Below are 21,238 nucleotides of genomic sequence, written 5' to 3'. Positions count from 1 at the left end.
CTCACGGTGCACAACTCTACCCTCACGTGAGGGTAGAGTTCCGATCGATGTCCGTGATCACACACGCGCCGGCGGCCCCGAGCGTCCTCACCGCCCTCCGCTCACCCCGCATGCTCACCCGCGAGGTCCTCGCCGGTGTCGTCACCGCGCTCGCGCTCATCCCCGAGGCGATCTCGTTCTCCGTCGTCGCCGGGGTCGACCCCGCGGTGGGCCTGTTCTCGAGCGTCATCATCGCCGTCGTCATCTCGATCGTCGGCGGCCGTCCGGCGATGGTGTCGGCCGCGGCCGGTTCGGTGGCCCTGGTCATCGCGCCGCTCGTCCGCGAACACGGCATCGAGTACCTCGTGCCCGCGATCGTGCTCGGTGGCGTGTTCCAACTCGTGCTCGGGTTCCTCGGGGTCGCGCGCCTGATGCGCTTCATCCCGCGCAGCGTCAACGTGGCGTTCGTCAACGCGCTGGCCATCCTGATCTTCACCGCGCAGCTGCCCAACCTGCTCGGCGACGACGTCCCGTTCGTCGTCTGGCCGCTCACCGCCCTCGGCATCGCGATCATCGTCGGCTTCCCGTTCCTGACCAAGGCGGTGCCGGCGCCGCTCATCGCGGTCGTCGTGATCACCGGCATCACCATGCTCTTCAGCGTCGTCGTCCCCACGGTCGGTGACGAGGGCGAACTGCCCACCGCGCTGCCCGGGTTCAACGGCATCGTCACCCCGGTCTCCTTCGAGACGCTGCAGATCATCGCGCCGTACGCGTTCGGCGTCGCGATCGTCGGTCTCATCGAGACCCTGTTGACCGCGCAGCTCGTCGACTCCATCACGGAGACCGGCTCGAGCAAGTGGCGGGAGTCCTGGGGGCAGGGCGTCGCGAACATCGCGTCGGCGTTCTTCGGCGGCACGGGTGGCTGCGCGATGATCGGCCAGACGGTCATCAACGTGAAGACCGCGGGCGCACGGACCCGGATCTCGACCTTCGTCGCCGGTGCGTCGGTGCTCGTCCTGACGATCGTGCTGCACGACCTCGTGGCCGAGATCCCGATGGCCGCGCTGACCGCCGTGATGCTCATGGTGTGCGTGGCGACCTTCGACTGGCACAGCATCCGCCCGCGCACCCTGCGGCGGATGCCGCTCGGGGAGACCGCGGTCATGCTGATCACCGTCGTGGTGGTCGTCGTGACCGAGAACCTCGCGACCGGGGTGCTCGTCGGGGTCGTCGTCGCGGCGCTGGTCTTCGCTCGCCGGGCGGCGCACGTCGTCACCGTCGTCCGCGAGCCGGTCGACGAGCACACCGTGCGGTACCGGGTGCGCGGCGCCCTGTTCTTCGCGTCGTCGAACGACCTCGTCACACGGTTCTCCTACGCCGAGGACCCGGAGCACGTGGTCATCGACCTGTCCGACGCGCACGTCTTCGACGCCTCGACGGTCGCGGCGCTGGACGGCGTCGAGCAGCGGTTCGCCAAGCACGGGTCCACGGTCGAGGTCGTGGGCCTCAACACCGGGTCGGTGGCCATCCACGGGCGGTTGTCGGGCGAGCTCGGCTGAGCGCTTCCGCATCCGGTGAATCGGCTGTGGGGCCGGTGAGCACCGACGGGCGACCTACACTGGAACCCATGCCCGCCACCCGACTCCACCTCGTCCGGCACGGTGAGGTGCACAACCCCGACCGCGTCCTGTACGGGCGGCTCCCGGGCTTCGGACTGAGCGACCTCGGCAAGCAGATGGCCCTCGCCTCGGCGACCGCGTGGAAGGACGCCGGTGTCGACGTGCGCCGGATCGTCGCCTCGCCGCTGCAGCGCACGCAGGAGTCCGCGGCACCGTGGTCGGCCGCGTACGGGCTCGACGTCACGCTGGACGAGCGACTCATCGAGCCGACGAACCGGTACGAGGGGCAGCCCCCGGGCTTCACGAAGCGTTCGCTCGGCCGTCCGGCGGAGTGGCCCTGGATCGCGAACCCGTTCCGACCGAGCTGGGGCGAGGCGTACGAGTCGATCGCGAACCGCATGCTCGCCGCGATGACCACGGCGTGGGAGAGCGTGGACGGCGGCGACGTCGTCCTGGTCAGCCACCAGCTGCCGATCTGGACGGTCCACCGCAAGCTCGCGGGGGAGTCGCTCTGGCACGACCCACGCAAGCGCCGCTGCGACCTGTCGAGCATCACGACCGTCGAACGGGTACCCGCCACGTCGACCGGTCGGTTCACCGAGGTCGGGTACACGGATCTCGCGCAGGAGCTGCGCGCGACTGCCATCGACGAAGGAGCAGTGTGAGCGTCAACAGCAAGCGGTTCGCGGTCCTCGCAGCGACGGCGGTCGCCGCGGCGCTCGTCCTGTCCGGGTGCTCGTCGGACAACGGTGGCCTCGCGAAGCAGTACGGCAACGGCACCACCCAGAACTACATCTCCGGCGACGGCGCGGTGACCGAGGTCACCGCCGACAAGCGGTCCGACGCGGTCGACTTCGAGGCGAAGGACTCCGACGGCGACACCGTCTCGTCGAAGGACCTCAAGGGCAAGGTCGTCGTCCTGAACTTCTGGTACGCGAGCTGCCCGCCGTGCCGCGCCGAGGCGAAGTACCTCAACGAGGTGCACGAGTCCTACGCCGGTGCCGACGACGTCGCGTTCATCGGCGTCAACGTCCGCGACGAGGCAGCGACCGCAGCCGCCTTCGAGCGCACCTTCGGCGTCGACTACCCGACCGTCCTCGACCAGAAGACCGGCACGATGCAGCTCGCCCTGTCCGGTCAGATCGCCCCCAACGCCGTGCCGGCCACGATCGTCCTCGACACCGAGGGCCGTGTGGCTGCCCGGGTGCTCGGCGCCGTCGACGGCACGAGCATCCTGAAGACCCTGATCAGCGACGAAGTCGACGCCGGCAAGGCCTCCTGACCCGTGGCCTCCAACCCCTTCGCCGAGGCGATCCTGAGCGGCCAGATGGCCGTCGCGCTGCCCGTGGCGGCGCTCGCGGGGCTCGTCTCGTTCCTGTCGCCCTGCGTGCTCCCGCTCGTGCCCGGCTACCTCGGGTACGTCGGTGGGATCGCCGAGGGCGGGCAGCGCCGCGGACGGGTCGTGCTCGGCGTGCTCCTGTTCATCCTCGGCTTCACGGCGGTCTTCGTCGCGTACACGACGGTGTTCGGCGCGCTCGGATTCTGGCTCGTGCGGTGGCGCGACGTCATCACGCAGATCCTGGGCGTCGTCGTCATCGCGATGGGGCTGGTGTTCGTCGGCCGGTTCACGTTCATGCAGCGCACCATCAAGCCGAGCTGGACACCCGCGACCGGACTCGTCGGCGCCCCGCTGCTCGGCATCGTGTTCGGCCTCGGCTGGACCCCGTGCCTCGGCCCGACCCTCGCCGCCATCAACCTGCTCAGCGTGCAGTCGGGCAGTGCCTGGCAGGGCATGTGGCTCGGCGTCGCGTACTGCCTGGGCCTCGGCATCCCGTTCGTCCTCGTCGCCCTCGGGGCCGGCTGGGCGACCGGTGCGATCCGCGCCGTGAAGCGGCACATGCGCACCGTCAACATCATCGGAGGAGCGATCCTGATCGTCATCGGTCTGCTCATGGTCACCGGAATCTGGTCGGCCGTCATGTCGAGCGTCGGGGCGGTGATCCAGAGCTTTGTCCCCGCGGTCTGATCCCGAAACCGAAGCGACGGGGGCCGACACCGCGTCGGATCCGCAGCGACCGTCCGACCACGTCGACGGCTCCGGACCCGGCGACGCCGGCATCAACCAGCCGAAGCTCGGCTTCGTCGGCACCCTCCGGTTCTTCTGGCGACAGCTCACGAGCATGCGCACCGCGCTGTTCCTGCTCATGCTGCTCGCCCTCGCGGCGATCCCGGGCTCGCTCGTGCCGCAGCGCACCGCCGACCCGAACGGTGTCGTCCAGTACAAGGCCGACCACGCGACGCTCTACCCGATCCTCGACAAGCTGCAGGTCTTCGACACCTACACCTCGGTGTGGTTCTCGGCGATCTACCTGCTGCTGTTCGTCTCCCTGATCGGCTGCATCGTGCCGCGCACGAAGCACCACTGGCAGGCGCTCCGCACCCGTCCGCCCCGGACACCCGTCCGCCTGACGCGACTGGCGGGCTTCCGCACCGTGGCGGTGCAGCCCGACGCGATGATCGACGGCACCACCGGGATCGACGCGGCCACGGGCCTCCCGTCCAGCGAGCACGCGGTGACGCGCGCGATGGCGATCCTGAAGCGCTCCGGGTACCGCGTCGAGCGCTTCGGTGACTCGGTGAGCGCGGAACGCGGCTACCTGCGGGAGACCGGCAACCTGGTGTTCCACGCGGCGCTCGTCGGTGTCCTGCTGGCCGTCGGTGTCGGCGGCGGGTTCGGGTTCACCGGCCAGCGGCTGCTGGTCGAGGGGCAGACGTTCTCGAACGTCCTCGGCTCCTACGACTCGTTCAACCCGGGCCGCTGGTTCCAGCAGACCGACCTCAAGGGCTACAACCTGACGCTCGACAAGTTCGTCACGAAGTACGAGGAGCGCAACCTCGACGCCCTCGGCCAGGCGCTCGACTACTCGGCGACCGTGACGAGCAAGGAGAAGGGCGGCGAATCGACGACCAGCCGTCTGGGCGTGAACGACCCGCTGCACGTGGGCGGCACCAACGTCTACCTGCTCGGCAACGGCTACGCGATGAACGTCACGGTGCGCGACGGCGAGGGCAACGTGGCGTTCCAGGACGTCGTGCCGTTCCTGCCCGAGGACGCCAACTACACGTCCACCGGCGTCATCAAGGTGCCGGACGCGCTGCCGGACCAGCTCGGCATGGTCGGGTTCTTCTACCCGACGGCGTCGAAGCTCGCCTCCGGTGCGTACACGAGCGCCTACCCGGACACGCAGAACCCGCTGCTGACGCTGCAGGTCTACACCGGCGACCTCGGGCTCGACAGCGGCGTGCCGCAGAGCGTCTACACGCTCGACACCAAGGGCCTCACGCAGATCGCCGGCCGTCAGTCCGACACGGCGAGCATCGCGCTCGAGCCCGGGCAGACCAAGAAGCTGCCGAACGGTGCCGGGTCGATCACCTTCGACGGCGTCAAGCGCTACGTGTCGCTCGACGTGCACCACGACCCGTCGCAGGCGTGGGTCGCCGGCTTCGCGCTGCTCTCCACGCTCGGGCTGCTCACGTCGCTCTTCGTCCCGCGCCGACGCGTGTGGGTGAAGGTCGTCCCCCGGAAGGGCGCAGCGAACGGCGAGTACGACCTGGAGTACGCGGGTCTCGCCCGTGGCGAGGACCCCAACCTCGAGCGGGCCGTCGGGGACATCGCACAACGCCACACGTCGGACCTCGGAGTTAGGATGCCCCAGTGAACGACATGACCACGAACCTCGCGACCTACTCGGTCGTGCTGACGTACTCCGCGATGGCGGTCTACGTCATCGCGTTCATCTCGTTCGCGCTGGACATGGCGAAACGCTCCGGCGAGGTGACGGCAGCGGCGAAGAACACGGGTGCGGACTCGGACGACGCAGCGGCGACGGCCTCGGTGGGCGCGGCCCGCTCGGCGAAGACCGTCGCCACCGTCCGGGGCGGCACCGTCGTGCTCGAACCGGTCGCGGCACCCCCGGCGAACGCCGGCGGCTCGGCCGCGCGCGGTACGAAGTTCGAGCGCGTCGGCATGGCCATGACGGTCCTCGCCCTGGTGCTGCACGTCGGCTCCGTTGTCCTGCGCGGCATCGCGGCCGACCGTGTGCCGTGGGGCAACATGTTCGAGTTCTCGCTCACCGGCACGGCGCTCATCACGCTCATCTTCCTGCTCGTGCAGTTCTGGCAGAACCTGAAGTTCCTCGGCGTCTTCATCACCGGGCTGACGATCATCCTGCTCGGCATCGCGACGGTGAACTACTGGGTCCCCGTCGTCCCGCTGCAGCCGGCGCTGCAGTCGTACTGGCTCGTCATCCACGTCTTCGTGGCGATCGCCGGCACCGGGTTCTTCGCGCTCGGTGCGGGACTCGCGGTGGCGCAGCTCGTGCAGACGTACCGCCAGGGTCGCACCGCGTCGGGCAAGCTCCGCTTCATGGCGACCCTGCCGGACGCCGACCGCCTCGAGGTCCTGACCTACCGCGTCCTGCTCGTCGGCTTCGTCCTCTGGACCTTCACCCTGATCGCCGGTGCGGTCTGGGCGGAGCGTGCCTGGGGCCGGTACTGGGGTTGGGACACCAAGGAGGTCTGGACCTTCATCATCTGGGTCGTCTACGCCGGGTACATCCACGCCCGTGCGACCCGCGGCTGGCGCGGTGCGCGGTCGTCGTGGCTGGCGCTCATCGGCTTCGCCGCCGTGATGTTCAACTTCTCGGTCGTGAACGTCTTCTTCAAGGGCCTGCACAGCTACTCGGGTCTGTGAGCGACGCGCGTCGCTGACGCGGCTCTGGTCGCGACCAGGACCGGACGGGAGGCACAGTGCCAGTTGGCACCGTGCCTCCCGTCCGTCGTCCGGTCGCGTGCAGGGCCAGGAAGACGGGTCTACGCGGCGGACAGTACGGCGTGCACCCGCGCGACCCGCGCGAGCCACCACGCCGTGCGCTCCGGCGACGCGGCGTTCCGGTCGAGCAGGTCCGCCGACACCGCGACCCGTCGCACCGGCACGCGGCCCCCGACCGGCAGGAGCGGGTCCGCGGTGACGTCGGACGCGAACATGGCTGCGGTCCCGAGCCCGGCGGCGTACCCCGGGGACATCGCGGCCGCGGCGAGGAACGCCCCCATACCGAGTCCCACCGAGGTGTCGAGCGCGCTGGAGACCACGCACGGCAACCCGGCCTCGGCGATGACGGCCCGCGCCGCGGTGACACCGCCGAGGGGTTGTGCCTTGACGACGAGGACGTCGGCGGCGCCGGCACGCGCGACGGCGAGCGGGTCCGCGGCCTTGCGGACGCTCTCGTCCGCGGCGATCCGGAGGCCGAGTCCGTCGATCCGTGACCGCAGCGCGGCGAGCTCCGGCACGGTCCGGCAGGGCTGCTCGGCGTACTGCAGGTCGAAGGGGGCGAGGCGTTCGAGTGCCTCGGTGGCCTGATCGACGCTCCAGAGCCCGTTGGCGTCCACCCGGACGGCGGCCGCGGGGCCCATCACCCGTCGGACCTCGGCGACCCGGGCGACGTCGTCGTCGATGGTCGTGCCGGGTTCGGCGACCTTGACCTTGGCGGTGGTGCACCCGGGGTAGCGCGCGAGCAGTGCGGCGACCTGGTCCGGGGCGATCGCCGGCACGGTGGCGTTCACGGGCACCGAGTCGGCGGCGGCCTCGTGCGTGGTCCAGCCGAAGTCGATGGCGCCCCGGAGCCACGCGGCGGCCTCGGCGTCGTCGTACTCGACGAAGGGCGAGAACTCGGTCCACCCGGAGGGACCGCGGAGGACGAGCGCCTCGCGCGTGGTGATGCCGCGGAACCGCACCCGCATGGGCAGGGCGACCACGTGCGCGTCGGCGGTGAGTTCGGCGAGGTCGGGGAGCACGTCGGCCATCCTCCCACCGCACCCAGGGCACCTGCCGGTTCCTCGGAGGGGACCGCCAGGGCAGGGCATTAGCATGCATCGGTCGGCCTCGGTCGGCACTGGTCACGACCCGGATCGAACCGTCCGGAACGAGGGAGGCGCGGTGGCGCGGGAACCGCAGCAGCGTGCGCAGCGCCCCGGTCGCGACACCGACGAGTTCGCGCGGCTCATGCAGCAGAGCACTGTCGACGTCCGCCAGACGGCGGTTCGTCAGCGCCGCAGCCCGATCGTCGGCAAGATCGCCCTCGGCCTCGCGGTGGTGTCCGCCGCGGTGGACGCCAGCGCCTTCGCGGTCTTCATGGGCGGTGACACCGAGTTCGCGTTCGGGATCTGCTTCGTCGTGGTCTTCCTGACCCTCATCGCGGCGGTGCTCGGCTTCGTCGCGGCCGTCGGTGGCCTCGGCCGGTGGTACGGGGCGATCGGTGTCGTGGTGGCCTTCTTCGCCAACCCGGTGATCCTCATCGTGATCCTGGTGTTCGTCGCACCCGAGGTCCTGACCGGCATGGGCGCCTGACCGGCGGCGGTACGTTGGGGGCATGGCTGCTCCCGTCTCCGACCTGTTCGACCCCGACGTCTGGACCGCGGCTCCGATCGCGGAGCAGTTCACGGACATCACGTACCACAAGCACGTCTCGAAGGGGATCGTCCGGGTCGCGTTCGACCGGCCCGAGGTGCGGAACGCCTTCCGTCCGCGCACCGTCGACGAGCTCTACCGTGCGCTCGACGACGCCCGTCAGGACCCCCGCGTGGGCGTCGTCCTGCTGACCGGCAACGGCCCGAGTCCGAAGGACGGCGGCTGGGCGTTCTGCTCCGGCGGCGACCAGCGCATCCGGGGGCGCAGCGGCTACCAGTACGTCGGTGACGAGGGTGCACCGCCCGAGGGCGTCGACCCGGCGGCCGCGCAGGCCTCGATGGGACGACTGCACATCCTCGAGGTGCAGCGCCTGATCCGCATGATGCCCAAGGTCGTCATCGCCGTGGTCCCCGGTTGGGCAGCCGGCGGCGGGCACTCGCTGCACGCGATCTGCGACCTGACCATCGCCAGCGCCGAGCACGGCAGGTTCAAGCAGACCGACGCCGACGTCGGGTCGTTCGACGGTGGGTACGGCAGCGCCTACTACGCCAAGCAGATCGGCCAGAAGTTCGCGCGCGAGGTCTTCTTCCTCGCGCAGGAGTACTCGGCGCAGCGGGCGTACGAGATGGGAGCGGTGAACGCGGTCGTCCCGCACGAGGACCTCGAGCGCGAGGCGATCCGCTGGGGTGAGATCGTCCTCGGCAAGTCCCCGACGGCGATCCGGATGCTCAAGTACGCGTTCAACGCCGTCGACGACGGGATGGTCGGCCAGCAGGTCTTCGCGGGCGAGGCGACGCGGCTCGCCTACGGCACCGACGAGGCCGTCGAGGGCCGCGACTCGTTCCTCGAGAAGCGCGCCCCCGAGTGGACGTCGTTCCCGTGGCACTACTGAGCCCGGCGGTGCCGGCATGACCCGTCCGCTGGTCGCGCTGGGCACGTCGGATCCGCTCGTGGTGCTGCGCGGTCTGGAGGCAGCGCTCGCCGGCGGTCCCGCGCTGCTCCCCGTCGCCGAGGGGGCACCGGCGCTGCCGACCCCGCCGCCGGCCGACGTCCGGCAGGGGGTCGCCCTGGTGGTCGAGACGAGCGGGTCCACCGGTACCGGCAAGCGCGTGGCCCTCTCGTCCGAGGCGCTCCTCGCCGGTGCCGCAGCGGCGGACGCAGCGCTCGTCGGACCGGGTAGCTGGGTGCTCGCGCTGCCCACGCACTACATCGCGGGCCTCAACGTTCTGACCCGGTCGATCGCCGCGGGGACGACACCGGCCGTCGTGGCACCGGGGCACTTCGACGCCACGGCCTTCGCGGACGCCGCGGACCAGCTCGTCACCGGTCCGGCGGCTCCGCGTCGCTACACGTCGCTCGTACCCGTGCAGCTCGCCCGCGTGCTCGACGACGACCGCGGGGCGGCCGCACTGGGCGGGTTCGACGCGGTCCTCGTCGGCGGCCAGGCGACCCCGGCGGCGCTCCGCGAGCGGGCGGTCGCCGCGGGCGTGCACATCGTGACGACCTACGGCGCCAGCGAGACGAGCGGCGGATGCGTGTACGACGGCGTGCCGTTCGGGACCGTCCGCACCGCGGTGGTGGACGACGAGCTCCAGTTGTCGGGTCCGATGCTCGCCGAGGGGTACCTCGGCGACGACGACCGCACGGCCGCGACGTTCGTCGAGCGCGACGGCCTGCGCTGGTACCGCACGGGTGACGCCGCCACGGTGTCGGACGGGGTGGTCCGGGTGCTCGGACGCCTCGACGACGTGGTGATCTCCGGCGGCGAGAAGGTCCGGCTCGGCGCGGTGGAGCGGCTCGTGCGCGACCTGCCCGATCAGCACGGTGCAGTCGTCACCCGCCGGGCCTCGGGGGAGTGGGGCGAGGTGCCGGTCGTCGTCACCGAGCAGCCGCTCGACCTCGACACCGTCCGGTCCCACGTGGGCGACGCCCTCGGCCGAGCCGCACGTCCGGCCGCGGTGGTGGTGGTCGACCGGCTGCCGATGCTCGCGTCCGGCAAACCCGACCGGCGGGCGATCCAGGACCTCGCGGCACGGTAGGTGCGCTCGACGGCACCGCGGTGCAGTGCGACGCGGCGCGGATAGGATCGGTGGTCGTGGCACGAACGAAGAACACGACGCACAAGCAGGGCCGCTCGGGCAACCCGGCCAAGGCTGCGGCCCCGGTCCGCTCGAAGCGCCGGGCGACCGCGCGGGACTGGATCGGCGGGGCACGACTCCGCACCCTGACACTCGGCGTCGTCCCGGTGGTGCTCGGCACCACCGTGGGCTTCGTCGACAGCGGCACCACGGGCGACTTCGGTGCGTTCCTGGCGCAGGACGGACACCTCGCCATCGCGCTGCTCGCCCTCGCGGTGGCACTGTTCCTGCAGATCGGCGTGAACTACAGCAACGACTACTCCGACGGTGTCCGCGGCACCGACGAGTACCGCGTCGGCCCGGCTCGCCTGACGGGCGCCGGCCTCGCGAAGCCCCGGACGGTGCTGACCGTCGCACTGACGTTCTTCGGGCTGGCTGCGGTCGCCGGGATCGTCATCGTGGTGCTCACCCAGCTGTGGTGGCTGCTGCTCGTCGGCGCCGCCGCCATCGTCGCCGCGTGGTTCTACACCGGCGGCAAGAATCCCTACGGCTACAACGCGCTCGGCGAGGTCTTCGTCTTCGTGTTCTTCGGCCTCGTCGCCGTGCTCGGCACCCAGTACGTGCTCATCGGCCAGGCCACCACGAGCGGGTGGGCCGCCGCGGTCGCCGCCGGGTTCTTCGCCTGCGCTGTCCTGATGGTGAACAACATCCGCGACATCGACGAGGACCGTCTCGCCGGCAAGCGCACCCTCGCGGTCGTCGTCGGCCGACCGGTGGCACGGGTGCTGTACGGCCTGTTCCTGCTGCTGCCGTACGTCGTGCTGCTCTGGTTCGTCCTGCTCTACTTCCGCACGGGCTTCACGTACTTCTCGCTGCTGCTGGCCCTGCCGGCGCTCGCGATCGGGGTGTCGTCGCGCAAGCCCCGTGAACTCATCACGGCACTGCAGCTGTCGTCGTTCGCGTCGCTGGTGTTCGGCGTGGTGCTCGGCATCACGCTCGCCGTCCAGCCGTAGGACGCCGCCGGTCTACTCCGCGTCGGCGTCCCGGCGTGCGGCATGCCGGTCGGCGTCCGACACCGGGCGCACGGTCGGGGTGTCCGCGGCATCGGTGTCCGCCGCGTCGACGAAGTCGTCCTCGAAGTCGGTGTCCGCATCGCGCTCCGGTCCACCGCGGCGGTTCGCCAGGCTCAGGGCGACCTTGGTGCGGAGCTTCGCGAGCGCGATGTAGGAGATCAACAGCCCGACGAGGGCCGCGATGATCGTCGCCCACCACCACTCCAGCGGCGTCAGGAGCAGGAGGAGTACGAGCGCCGCCGCGAAGATGCCGAGCCGGGCCAGGGTGTACAGGAGCCACGCTTTCACCCTGCGAGTCTACGGACGGTCGACCGGCAGGGTCGTCACAGGCTCGCGACCTAGACTCCCGAGCATGGTCCGCTTGTGGTTGATCGTCGTCGTCGCCGCTGTCGCCTTCACGGTGTACGCAGCCATCGACTGCGCGACGATGCCCCGCGAACGTGTCCGATCCCTCAGGCGCGGTGTCTGGATCCTCCTCGTGATCGTCCTCCCCGTCCTCGGTGGGGTGCTCTGGTTCCTGCTCGGCCGCTCGCCGGCGTCCCCGGGCACGACCGCCCGGTACCGTGGACCCGAAGACGACCCGGACTTCCTCGGCACCACGCCCGTTCCGGGGGACACCCTCACGGACAAGGACCAGGACGACGCGACCCTCCGAGACCTCGAAGACCAGTTCCACGACCGCGACGACGACGGCCGCACCGATCGCTGACGGTCCCGTCGGGTCGGGCAGTCCGGCGACGGACGCCGCCCTGACGCTGCTGCAGGAACTCGTGCGCGCCGGCGTCACCGACGTCGTCGTCAGCCCGGGCTCACGGTCCCAGGCCCTGGCGCTCGCGGCCGTCGCCCTCGAGCGTGCCGGCGGCCTGACCGTCCACGTCCGGCTCGACGAGCGCACCGCCGGGTTCTTCGCCCTCGGTCTCGCGGTGGAGTCCGGTCGACCGGCCGCGGTCGTGACGACCTCGGGCACCGCCGTCGCCAACCTGCACCCCGCAGTCCTCGAAGCGCACCACTCCGGAGTCCCGATGCTCGTGCTGAGCGCCGACCGGCCGGACGAACTCCGCGGCATCGGCAGCAACCAGACCACCGTCCAGCCGGGGATGTTCGGCGACGCGGTCGCCTTCGTCCGCGACGTCGAGGCACCGTCCGCGCACGGAGCCGACGCATCGGTGCGTGCAGCGCTCCGCGACCTCGCCCGCCAGGCCGTCGCCGCGGCCGCCGGACACACCGGACAGCCGGGGCCCGCGCAGCTCAACGTCGCGTTCCGTGAACCCCTGTCCGCCGGCCTCGACGCCGAGCACGTGCAGGGCGTCCCCGACGACGAGGTCGACACCGCGTTCGCCACCCGTCGGGCACACGGCGGACTCCCGGTGGCCGAGCTGTCGCCGGACGACGAGCCGGGCACGGTCGTCATCGCCGGTCACGACGCCGGCGAGGACGCCGAGCGCATCGCGTGGGAGCTCGGGGCGCCCCTGCTCGCCGAGGTCTCCAGCGGTGCACGGTTCGGCCGGAACCTCGTGGTCACCTACCGCGAACTCCTGCGCGACCCGGACTTCGGCGGGGCGGTCCGTCGTGCCGTCGTGCTCGGCCACCCCACCCTCAGCCGCGAGGTCCCGGCGCTCCTGCAGCGGCAGGGGGTCGAGACGATCGTGGTCCGCGGACACACGGCCGACCCCTTCGACCCGGCCCGCGCCTCTCCCCACCGGCACGGCCCGAACGCCGCTGGCGCGTCGTCCGGGAACCGGCGGCGTGGGCCCAGCGAATCGTTGACCACGTTCGTGTCCGACGTCCGCGTGACGGGCCGGACCCGGCCGGAGCACCGTGCGTGGGTCGGCCGCTGGGTCGGCGCGAGCCGTCAACTGCTCGGCGACGGTGACGCGGGCCCCGACCTCGGCGCCAAGCGGTCTCCGGACCGCGCCGAACGCAACAAGTTCCTGCGCGACGAGGTCGCCCTCCGCCGCCGACCCGTCGACCGCGCGATGCTCGCCGACGCCGTGTGGGGCGTGACGTGGCCGCACGACCGGCTCGTGTTCGGTGCCTCGCAGATCATCCGCGTCGCCGACGGGCGGGTGCTCGGCAAGAAGATCCGGGTGCACGCGAACCGCGGGCTCGCCGGCATCGACGGCACCGTGTCGACGGCCCTCGGGATCGCCGCAGCGCTCGAGCAGTCGTCGGCGTCGGTCGGCACCACGCGCGTGCTGCTGGGCGACCTGACCCTGCTGCACGACCTCGGGGCGTTCGTCACCGGCACCGAGGAACGCACGCACCGGGTGCAGGTCGTCGTCGGCAACGACCACGGCGGCGCGATCTTCCGTGGGCTCGAGGTGGCACGCACCACCCCACGGGAGGACATGCGGCGGATGATGTCGACGCCGCAGCACGTCGACGTCGAACGGGTCGTCACCGGCCTCGGCTGGGAGTACCGCCGCGCGGAGACGTGGGGAGACCTCGAGCGGGTGCTCACCGATCCGGCCGAGCGCGTCGTGATCGAGGTCCCGCTCGCCGACTGACGCGGGGAGGGGCGTCGCGGCGCGACCACGCGGCCGGCGCAGCGCGACCGCGTGGTCGCCGCGCCGCGCCGCTCAGGCCAGCGCGTCCGTGACCGGTCGGAACTTCAGGGCGGTCTCGGCGACCTCGCGCGCCGGTTCCGACCCCGCGACGACGCCCGCACCCGCCCAGGCCCGCACGGTGCCGTCGTCGTCGATGCGGGCGCTGCGGAGCGCCAACATCCACTCGCCGTCGCCGGTGGCGCTCATCCAGCCCACCGGGCCGGCGTAGCGGCCGCGGTCGACGCCCTCGAGCTCGGCGACGAGCCGGACGGCCACGTCGGTGGGGGTGCCCGCGACCGCGGCCGTGGGGTGCAGGGCGTCGGCGACGTCGAGCGAGGTGGTGTCCGGCGGCAGCGTCGCCTGCACGTCGGTCGCCAGGTGCCACAGGTTCGGCAGCTGCAGTCGGAACGGCTCGGGGTCGGCACGCAGCTCGGTGACGAGCGGGCGGAGCGAGGCGAGCAGACTGTCGATCGCGAACGCGTGCTCCTCGACGTCCTTCGCGCTGGCGGCGAGGGCTTCGGCAGCGGCACGGTCCGACACCTCGTCGGCACCGCGTGCAGCGCTGCCGGCCAGCACCCGCGCCGTCAACCGGGTGCCGTCGGTGCGGGCGAGCGTCTCGGGGGTCGCGCCGACCAGGCCGTCGACCGCGAACGTGACGCACTGCGGGTAGGCGGCGGCGAGGTCGAGCAGCACGGCACGTCGATCGGCTCCCGGCGGCAGCGTGCCGACGAGGTCGCGGGCGAGGACGACCTTCTGCGCGCCCCCGGCGACGATGCGCCGCACGGCCTCGGCGACGTTCGCGGCGTAGGCGGCCTCGTCGATCCGGCCCGGGCGCAGCCTGACGGAGACGTGCGGTCCGACGTGGGGGACCGGCACCGAGGTCCGTGTGAAGGCGAGCGGCTCGGCACCGACGGTCGTGTCGATCGCCGTGAGCCAGGCCTTGCCGCGACGACGACCGATGACGACGCGCGGGACGATCAGGACGCTCTCGTCGGCGGAGTCGTCGGCGAAGGCGAAGGAGCCGAACGCGACCAGGCCCGAGCCGCGCAGCTGCACCGGGTCGTCGACGACGGCCGACTCCACGACGGTGCGCCACACCGCAGCGGCGTCGCGCATCCGGTCGGGGCCGGTGAACGTGAACCGCAGCGCCTCCCCGATCCCGATGATGCCGTCGCCGTTCCGGACGAAGGCCAGGGGACGGTCGCGCAGGGTGTGGCGGAGGACGGTGCCCGGGTCGTCGAGGATCCGGGTGGAGACCGTCAGCGGGGGCGCCGCCGTGGTGGTTCGGGTCACGGCTCCGATGCTACGCGCGGTCGGTGGACCACCCGGTCGGGCGCTCGTCGCGCGGGCCGTTGCTGCGAGTCCGGTGAACGTACGGTCGGGACCTCTAGGATTGGTCGGGTGAGCAGAGCGGACCTGAACAAGCGGCCGGACGAGGTGGCGGCGATGTTCGACGACGTCGCGGCCAAGTACGACCTCACGAACGACATCCTGTCGGCGGGCAACGCACCGTTGTGGCGTGTCGCCACGGTGCGGGCCGTCGATCCCCAGCCCGGCGAGAAGGTCCTCGACATCGCCGCGGGCACCGGGACGAGTGCCGCGGCCTTCGCGAAGAAGGGGGCCGAGGTCAGCGCGCTCGACCTCTCCGCCGGCATGATCGCGGTCGGTCGCGAGCGGCACCCCGAGATCACCTTCGTCGAGGGCGACGCCGAGCACCTGCCCTTCGACGACGACACGTTCGACGCCGTCACGATCTCGTTCGGGCTGCGCAACGTGAACGACCCGAAGCAGGCGCTCGCCGAGATGCTGCGGGTCCTCAAGCCCGGCGGCCGAGTGGTCATCTGCGAGTTCTCGACCCCGCCGCGTGCGCTGCTGCGCCTCGGCTACGGCACCTACCTGAAGCGCGTGCTCCCGGGCATCGCGAAGCTCTCGAGCAGCAACCCCGCCGCCTACCGCTACCTCGCCGAGTCGATCGACGCGTGGCCGGACCAGCAGGTCCTCACCCAGTGGCTGCGCGGCGTCGGGTTCTCCGTGGTCGCCTACCGCAACCTCACGGCCGGTATCGTCGCACTGCACCGTGGCCGCAAGCCCGTCGCCGACACGGTGCGCGAGTCCGCGGCCCGTCGTGCGAAGGCACGCCGCGACCACCAGACCACCGGCGAGCAGCCGCGCGTCGACCCGGCCGACGACTGACCGGTCACCATCCCCCGAAGACGGAGCAGCACTTGAATCCGAGCGTCCCGGTCGCACGTCGCGCGCCGAGCCTCCGCGCCTCGCTGGGCATCGGCGAGCGGTTGTTCGCCACGCCCGCCGACCGCCGCTTCATCGCCGCCGTCGACGACGGTCTCGAGCTCGTCGAGCAGGGGCTCGAGGACGCCATGCGGTCCACGGACACCCTCGCCGACACCACGAGCCGCTACCTGCTGTCCGCGGGCGGCAAGCGGATCCGTCCGACGCTGACGCTGCTCATCGCGCAGCTCGGCGACGGGGTGACCGACGCCGTGGTCAAGGCGGCTGTGAGCATCGAGACGACCCACCTGGCGTCGCTCTACCACGACGACGTCATGGACGAAGCGCCCGTCCGCCGCGGGGTCCCCGCAGCGCAGATCACGTACGGCAACAACGTCGCGATCCTGACCGGCGACCTCCTCTTCGCCCGCGCCAGCCTCATCACCGCCGACCTCGGTACCGAGGGCATCCGGATGCAGGCCGAGACCTTCCAGCGCCTCTGCATGGGGCAGCTGCACGAGACCACCGGCCCGCAGCCCGACGACGACCCGGTCGAGCACTACATCCAGGTGCTCAGCGACAAGACCGGCTCGCTCATCGCGACCGCCGCCCGCGCCGGTGTCATGTTCTCCGGCGCCGACCGTGCCTACCTCGACGCCGTCGGGACCTTCGGCGAGAAGGTGGGCGTCGCCTTCCAGCTCGTCGACGACGTCATCGATCTGGCACCGGCGACGGACAAGACCGGCAAGATCGCCGGCAACGACCTCCGTGCCGGCGTCGACACGCTGCCGATGCTGCACCTGCGTCGGCACGCGGCGACCGACCCGGCGGCGCAGGACCTCGTCCTGCGCATCGAGCGCGACGTGAACGGCGCCCCGGACGACGCGGTCGGCTCCGTGCCGTACCAGTCGGCCGTCGCCGCACTGCGCGACCACGAGGCGACCGCGTCGACGCGCACGGTCGCGGTCCGCTGGGCCCGCGAAGCCGTGGACGCCCTCGCCCCGCTGCCCGACGGCACCGTGAAGCGGGCACTCACCCGCTTCGCCGACTCCGTCGTCGACCGCAGCCGCTGAACACCACCCGCGACCGGGCGACCCCACGGTCGCCGCGCGGGACGCACCACCGGGAGCACCCCACCCGAACGAACTGGAGACGATCAGTGCCCACCCTCCGAATCGCCATCGTCGGCGCCGGACCCGCCGGCATCTACGCCGCGGACATCCTGCTGCGCGAGGCCCACGGACACGACGTGTCGATCGACCTGTTCGAGCAGCTCCCCGCGCCGTACGGACTCGTCCGGTACGGCGTCGCCCCCGACCACCCGCGGATCAAGGGCATCGTCAACGCCCTGCGCGACGTGCTCGACCGCGGCGTCGTCCGGCTGTTCGGCAACGTCCGCTTCGGCGAGGACATCACCCTCGAGGACCTGAAGAAGCACTACAACGCGGTCGTCTTCTCGACGGGCGCGATCAAGGACGCCGACCTCGACATCCCCGGCGTCGACCTCCGGGGCTCCTACGGTGCCGCCGACTTCGTCAGCTGGTTCGACGGCCACCCCGACGTCCCGCGCACCTGGCCGCTGACCGCGGAGAGCGTCGCGGTGATCGGGGTCGGCAACGTCGCGCTCGACGTCTCACGCATCCTGGCGAAGCACGCCGATGACCTGCTGCCGACCGAGATCCCGGCGAACGTGTACGAGGGCCTCAAGGCGTCGCCCGTCACGGACGTCCACGTCTTCGGCCGCCGTGGTCCCGCCCAGGTCAAGTTCACGCCGCTCGAGCTCCGCGAGCTCGGCGAGGTCCGTGACGTCGACATGGTCGTCTACGACGAGGACTTCGACCACGACGAGGCGTCGAAGACCGCGATCGCCACGAACAAGCAGGTCATGGTCATCAACCGGGTGCTCGAGCAGTGGCGCACCCGCGAGACCGGCCAGGCGAGCCGGCGGCTGCACCTGCACTTCTACGCGAAGCCGACCGAGTTCGTCGGCGACGAGCAGGGCAACCTCACCGCGATCCGGTACGAGCGCACCCGGCCGAACGGCGAGGGCGGTGTCGAGGGCACGGGCGAGATCCGCGAGATCCCGATCCAGGCGGCCTACCGTGCCGTCGGCTACTTCGGTTCCCCGCTGCCCGGGCTGCCGTTCGACGAGCGCCACGGCGTCATCCCGAACCACGAGGGCCAGGTCCTCGACGACGACAACCAGCAGATCCCGGGCGTCTACGCCACCGGCTGGATCAAGCGCGGTCCGGTCGGTCTCATCGGCCACACGAAGTCCGATGCCATGGAGACCGTGCAGCACATCGTCAACGACCAGGCGAGCTGGTGGACGCCGGAGGACCCCTCCGAGGGTGCGATCCCGGCGCTCCTGCGCGAGCGTGGCGTCGAGTACACCGACCTCGAGGGCTGGCACCACCTGGACACCCACGAGCTCGCGCTCGGTGCTGCCGAGGGCCGCGAGCGCATCAAGGTCGTGCCCCGCGACGAGATGATCAACGTGTCGCTCGGCCGCGTCGACGCGCCCACGAACTGACGGCGATGACCGACACGCGCCCCGTCCCGCCCACGGCGGTGCGGGGCGCGTCCGTCTCCGGCGTGCGACTGCAGGGCGTCGACGTCGCGCGTGCGGTCGCGTTGCTCGGCATGATGGCTGCGCACATCGGCGGCATCGCGGACCAGCTCGACTGGTCGGATCCCTCGACGTGGTCCGCCGTGGCGCACGGGCGCCCGTCCACGCTGTTCGCCGTCCTCGCCGGGGTGTCGATCGGCCTGACGAGCGGTCGGACGACTCCGCCGGGCCCCGCCGTGATCGGACGGGTCCGGGCGCGCCTGGCGGTCCGCGCCGCGGCCGTCGTCGCCATCGGCTTCGTGCTCATCGCGTTGGACACCCCGGTCTACGTCATCCTGCCGACCTACGGAGTGCTGTTCCTGCTGGTGATCCCGGTGCTCCGGGTCCGCCCTGCGTGGCTCCTCGCCATCGCGGGCGCCTGCGCTGTGCTGTCGCCGATCGTCGCCGTCTCGACCGCACCGGCCTACGCCGACGCCGGCATGGTCGGCGTGCAGCTCGGTCTGGTCTACCCCGTGGTCACCTTCCTGGCGTACGTCCTGGTCGGTCTCGCCGTCGCCAGGTCCGGTCTGGGCCCACGCCGCCGGTTCCCGGACGACGCGCCAGCGGCGTCCGGGCCGTGCCGGTGGGGAGAGGCCCGGGGCACGCAGGTCGTGCTCCTCGCGTCCGGCGCACTGGTCGCCGCCACCGCGTACGTCGTCGGCACGGTCCTCGCGCCGCTGCCACCCGGGGCCGCGTTCGCGTTCCCGGGCGTCCCGTACGCGGCCGACGGCAGCACGCCGGCCGAGGCCGTCGCCCAGCTCTTCCTGTCACCGCGCGACCACTCGTCGACGACGGTGGACGTGGTCGGTACCGCGGGGGTGGCGGTGGCGGTCATCGCGCTCTGCACCCTCGTGTTCGACGGGCGAGGCCGGGTCGCCGAGCGGATCGCGTTCCCGCTCGCCGCGGTCGGGTCGATGCCGCTCACGGTCTACTCGGGACACCTCGTGGTGATCGCGATGCTGCCGACCTACCCCGAGTCGGCCGAGGCGTGGGGTTGGTTCGCGCTCGTCTCGATCCTGTTCGCGATGGTCTGGCGCCGGTTCCTCGGCCGGGGCCCGCTCGAGCGGGCCGTCGCGGCCCTGGCATCCCTCGTCCCGATGCGCTGAGCGCTCTGCCGGGGCCGACCCGCGCCTCCCGTCCGACAACGCGACAGAGCGACAGCGCGACAGTGCGCGCTACTGCAGCGCTGCCGTGAGCCGCGCGACGTTGTCGAGCACCTTGGAGCGGCGCGGACGGTCGACCCACTCGTCGAGCGTGAGCTCGAAGCTGTGCTCCTTGTAGGCGTCCTGCACCTCGCGCAGGGCGTCGACGAAGCGGTGGCCACGGACCATGACCGAGACCTCGAGGTTCAGGCTGAACGAACGCATGTCCATGTTGCTCGACCCGATCACCGACACCTCGTCGTCGATGGTGAAGTGCTTGGCGTGCAGGATCGTCGGCGCGCGGTACAGCCAGATCCGCACACCGGCGCGGAGCAGTCCCTCGTAGTACGAGCGCTGCGCGTGCCACGTCATGGCGTGGTCGCCCATCTCGCCGACGAAGAGCTCGACCTCGACGCCGCGCTGGGCGGTCGTCGTGATGGCGTAGAGCATCGAGTCGTCCGGCACGAAGTACGGCGAGGTGATCGACACCTTCTTCTGCGCTGAGTAGAGCAGCGCGTTGAACAGGCGCAGGTTGTTCTCGCCGTCGAACCCGGGCCCGGACGGCACCACCTGGCAGTCGAGGGCATCGCCGCGGTCCGCCCGCTGGACGGGGTCGCTCTCGCGGAGCAGCAGTTCGTCGGTCTCGCTGTACCAGTCGGTGACGAACAGGGCGTTCAACCCCGCGACGACCGGCCCCTCGAACCGGGCGAACAGGTCCTTGTAGACCATGCCCTTCTCGATGTGCGACTTGATGTCGTACGAGGCGTCGATCAGGTTCTGCGAGCCGGTGAACGCGACCGAGCCGTCGATGACCATGATCTTCCGGTGGTTGCGGAGGTCGGGGCGCTGGAACTTCCCCTGCAGCGGCAGCAGCGGGAGCATGAGGTGCCACTCGATGCCGGCGCGGTCCATGAACGCCAGCGTGTCCTTGTACCCGGGGTAACCACGGCTCGCCCAGTGGTCGAGCAGGAACCGGACGGTGACGCCGCGGGCCTGTGCGCGGGCGAGCGCGTCGAAGAACGGTCGCGTGGTGTCGTCGAGCGTCGCGATGTAGAACTCGACGTGCACGAACCGACGCGACTGCTCGATCGCCCGGGTCATCTCCGCGATCGACTCCTCGGAGTCGGGGTAGAGCTCCGCCGAGTTGCCGCCGACCAGCGGCATGGCGCCGAGTTCGCGGTTCAGCGTGGTGATGCTCTCGAGCCACAGCGGCCACGGGTGGTCACGGCGCACGCGTTCGATGCCCTCGGTCTGCTCGAGGATGTACGCGTTGATCTCGGTCTGCTTCTCACGCCGGGCGCGCGGCAACTTCGTCGACCCGATGACCAGGAAGACGATGAAGCCGATGTAGGGGATGAGGAAGATCGCCAGCAACCAGGCCGTCGCCGTCTGCGGCTTCCGGTTGATCGGGACGTAGATGATCGAGAAGGCGCGGATCGCCAGGTCCAGCAGGACGGCCAGGACGGTGATCGCGACGGTGAGCCAGTGCTCCACGGAC

The 21,238-nt window shown here is 71.4% G+C and carries 20 protein-coding genes; 16 read left to right on the top strand and 4 right to left on the bottom strand.

Going from position 1 to position 21,238, the window contains the following annotated elements:
* The first annotated feature begins 47 nt into the window (after positions 1-47).
* The 6 genes from DEJ14_RS13010 (at position 48) to ccsB (ending at position 6,351) form a co-directional block, all read left to right on the top strand.
* Positions 48-1,538 carry a SulP family inorganic anion transporter gene (locus DEJ14_RS13010; RefSeq protein WP_111084285.1) on the top strand — a complete coding sequence of 497 codons (1,491 nt, stop codon included), beginning with the start codon at positions 48-50 and terminating at the stop codon, positions 1,536-1,538.
* A gap of 68 nt (positions 1,539-1,606) precedes the next feature.
* Complete coding sequence (locus DEJ14_RS13005; RefSeq protein WP_111084284.1) at positions 1,607-2,263, top strand: histidine phosphatase family protein; 657 nt, start codon at positions 1,607-1,609, stop codon at positions 2,261-2,263.
* Positions 2,260-2,880: a TlpA family protein disulfide reductase gene (locus DEJ14_RS13000; RefSeq protein WP_111084283.1), complete on the top strand. Its 621-nt coding sequence runs from the start codon at positions 2,260-2,262 to the stop codon at positions 2,878-2,880. The genes DEJ14_RS13005 and DEJ14_RS13000 overlap by 4 nt, the downstream gene beginning before the upstream one ends.
* A gap of 45 nt (positions 2,881-2,925) precedes the next feature.
* Complete coding sequence (locus tag DEJ14_RS12995; protein WP_111084474.1) at positions 2,926-3,624, top strand: cytochrome c biogenesis CcdA family protein; 699 nt, start codon at positions 2,926-2,928, stop codon at positions 3,622-3,624.
* A complete protein-coding gene (gene resB, locus DEJ14_RS12990) occupies positions 3,608-5,317 on the top strand; it encodes a cytochrome c biogenesis protein ResB (RefSeq protein WP_258373185.1) in 1,710 nt (569 codons plus the stop codon). The genes DEJ14_RS12995 and resB overlap by 17 nt, the downstream gene beginning before the upstream one ends.
* 5 nt (positions 5,318-5,322) lie before the next feature.
* Entirely contained in the window at positions 5,323-6,351 is a 1,029-nt protein-coding gene (ccsB, locus tag DEJ14_RS12985; protein WP_111084472.1) for a c-type cytochrome biogenesis protein CcsB, read from the top strand.
* Between the two features lie 119 nt (positions 6,352-6,470).
* On the opposite strand, the gene DEJ14_RS12980 is transcribed toward ccsB, so the two are convergent.
* Positions 6,471-7,460, bottom strand: a complete 990-nt coding sequence (locus tag DEJ14_RS12980) for an o-succinylbenzoate synthase (protein ID WP_111084282.1) — start codon at positions 7,458-7,460, stop codon at positions 6,471-6,473.
* Between the two features lie 133 nt (positions 7,461-7,593).
* Here DEJ14_RS12980 and DEJ14_RS12975 point away from each other — a divergent pair, with 133 nt between their 5' ends.
* From DEJ14_RS12975 to DEJ14_RS12960, 4 genes are read left to right on the top strand one after another with little or no spacing between them, the layout of a single operon-like run.
* Complete coding sequence (locus DEJ14_RS12975; RefSeq protein ID WP_111084281.1) at positions 7,594-8,004, top strand: hypothetical protein; 411 nt, start codon at positions 7,594-7,596, stop codon at positions 8,002-8,004.
* A 22-nt stretch (positions 8,005-8,026) separates the two neighbouring features.
* Positions 8,027-8,956, top strand: coding sequence for a 1,4-dihydroxy-2-naphthoyl-CoA synthase (locus DEJ14_RS12970; protein WP_111084280.1), 930 nt, complete (start codon positions 8,027-8,029; stop codon positions 8,954-8,956).
* Positions 8,957-8,972: 16 nt separating this feature from the next.
* Positions 8,973-10,103 carry an AMP-binding protein gene (locus DEJ14_RS12965; protein ID WP_111084279.1) on the top strand — a complete coding sequence of 377 codons (1,131 nt, stop codon included), beginning with the start codon at positions 8,973-8,975 and terminating at the stop codon, positions 10,101-10,103.
* A gap of 50 nt (positions 10,104-10,153) precedes the next feature.
* Entirely contained in the window at positions 10,154-11,155 is a 1,002-nt protein-coding gene (locus DEJ14_RS12960) for a 1,4-dihydroxy-2-naphthoate polyprenyltransferase (protein WP_111084278.1), read from the top strand.
* Between the two features lie 12 nt (positions 11,156-11,167).
* On the opposite strand, the gene DEJ14_RS12955 is transcribed toward DEJ14_RS12960, so the two are convergent.
* Positions 11,168-11,503, bottom strand: a complete 336-nt coding sequence (locus tag DEJ14_RS12955) for a DUF4229 domain-containing protein (RefSeq protein WP_111084277.1) — start codon at positions 11,501-11,503, stop codon at positions 11,168-11,170.
* Positions 11,504-11,567: 64 nt separating this feature from the next.
* Between DEJ14_RS12955 and DEJ14_RS12950 the strand changes: the two genes are divergently transcribed.
* Both DEJ14_RS12950 and menD read left to right on the top strand, forming a co-directional pair.
* On the top strand, positions 11,568-11,924 hold the full coding sequence (locus tag DEJ14_RS12950) for a PLD nuclease N-terminal domain-containing protein (protein ID WP_131921755.1): 357 nt from the start codon (positions 11,568-11,570) through the stop codon (positions 11,922-11,924).
* Positions 11,917-13,722: a 2-succinyl-5-enolpyruvyl-6-hydroxy-3-cyclohexene-1-carboxylic-acid synthase gene (gene menD / locus DEJ14_RS12945; protein WP_111084471.1), complete on the top strand. Its 1,806-nt coding sequence runs from the start codon at positions 11,917-11,919 to the stop codon at positions 13,720-13,722. Before DEJ14_RS12950 ends, menD begins: the two co-directional genes overlap by 8 nt.
* A gap of 72 nt (positions 13,723-13,794) precedes the next feature.
* Here the strand turns inward: menD and DEJ14_RS12940 are convergent, their stop codons facing one another.
* The gene (locus DEJ14_RS12940; RefSeq protein ID WP_111084275.1) at positions 13,795-15,054 is read right to left on the bottom strand and encodes an isochorismate synthase; all 1,260 of its coding nucleotides are present in this window, start codon (positions 15,052-15,054) and stop codon (positions 13,795-13,797) included.
* 108 nt (positions 15,055-15,162) lie between these two features.
* Here DEJ14_RS12940 and DEJ14_RS12935 point away from each other — a divergent pair, with 108 nt between their 5' ends.
* The 4 genes from DEJ14_RS12935 (at position 15,163) to DEJ14_RS12920 (ending at position 19,704) form a co-directional block, all read left to right on the top strand.
* Positions 15,163-15,954 (top strand): demethylmenaquinone methyltransferase, encoded by a 792-nt coding sequence (locus tag DEJ14_RS12935; protein ID WP_111084274.1) that lies wholly within the window; start codon positions 15,163-15,165, stop codon positions 15,952-15,954.
* Positions 15,955-15,986: 32 nt separating this feature from the next.
* Positions 15,987-17,063, top strand: coding sequence for a polyprenyl synthetase family protein (locus DEJ14_RS12930; protein WP_111084273.1), 1,077 nt, complete (start codon positions 15,987-15,989; stop codon positions 17,061-17,063).
* 86 nt (positions 17,064-17,149) lie between these two features.
* Complete coding sequence (locus DEJ14_RS12925) at positions 17,150-18,523, top strand: FAD-dependent oxidoreductase (RefSeq protein WP_111084272.1); 1,374 nt, start codon at positions 17,150-17,152, stop codon at positions 18,521-18,523.
* A 5-nt stretch (positions 18,524-18,528) separates the two neighbouring features.
* Positions 18,529-19,704 carry a heparan-alpha-glucosaminide N-acetyltransferase domain-containing protein gene (locus DEJ14_RS12920; protein ID WP_111084271.1) on the top strand — a complete coding sequence of 392 codons (1,176 nt, stop codon included), beginning with the start codon at positions 18,529-18,531 and terminating at the stop codon, positions 19,702-19,704.
* A gap of 69 nt (positions 19,705-19,773) precedes the next feature.
* On the opposite strand, the gene cls is transcribed toward DEJ14_RS12920, so the two are convergent.
* A complete protein-coding gene (cls, locus tag DEJ14_RS12915) occupies positions 19,774-21,234 on the bottom strand; it encodes a cardiolipin synthase (protein WP_111084270.1) in 1,461 nt (486 codons plus the stop codon).
* Positions 21,235-21,238: the final 4 nt, after the last annotated feature.

Origin of the sequence: Curtobacterium sp. MCJR17_020, from assembly GCF_003234365.2 — a bacterium.
Classification (GTDB): Bacteria; Actinomycetota; Actinomycetes; order Actinomycetales; family Microbacteriaceae; genus Curtobacterium.
This window is presented reverse-complemented; position numbering and strand designations above follow the sequence as displayed.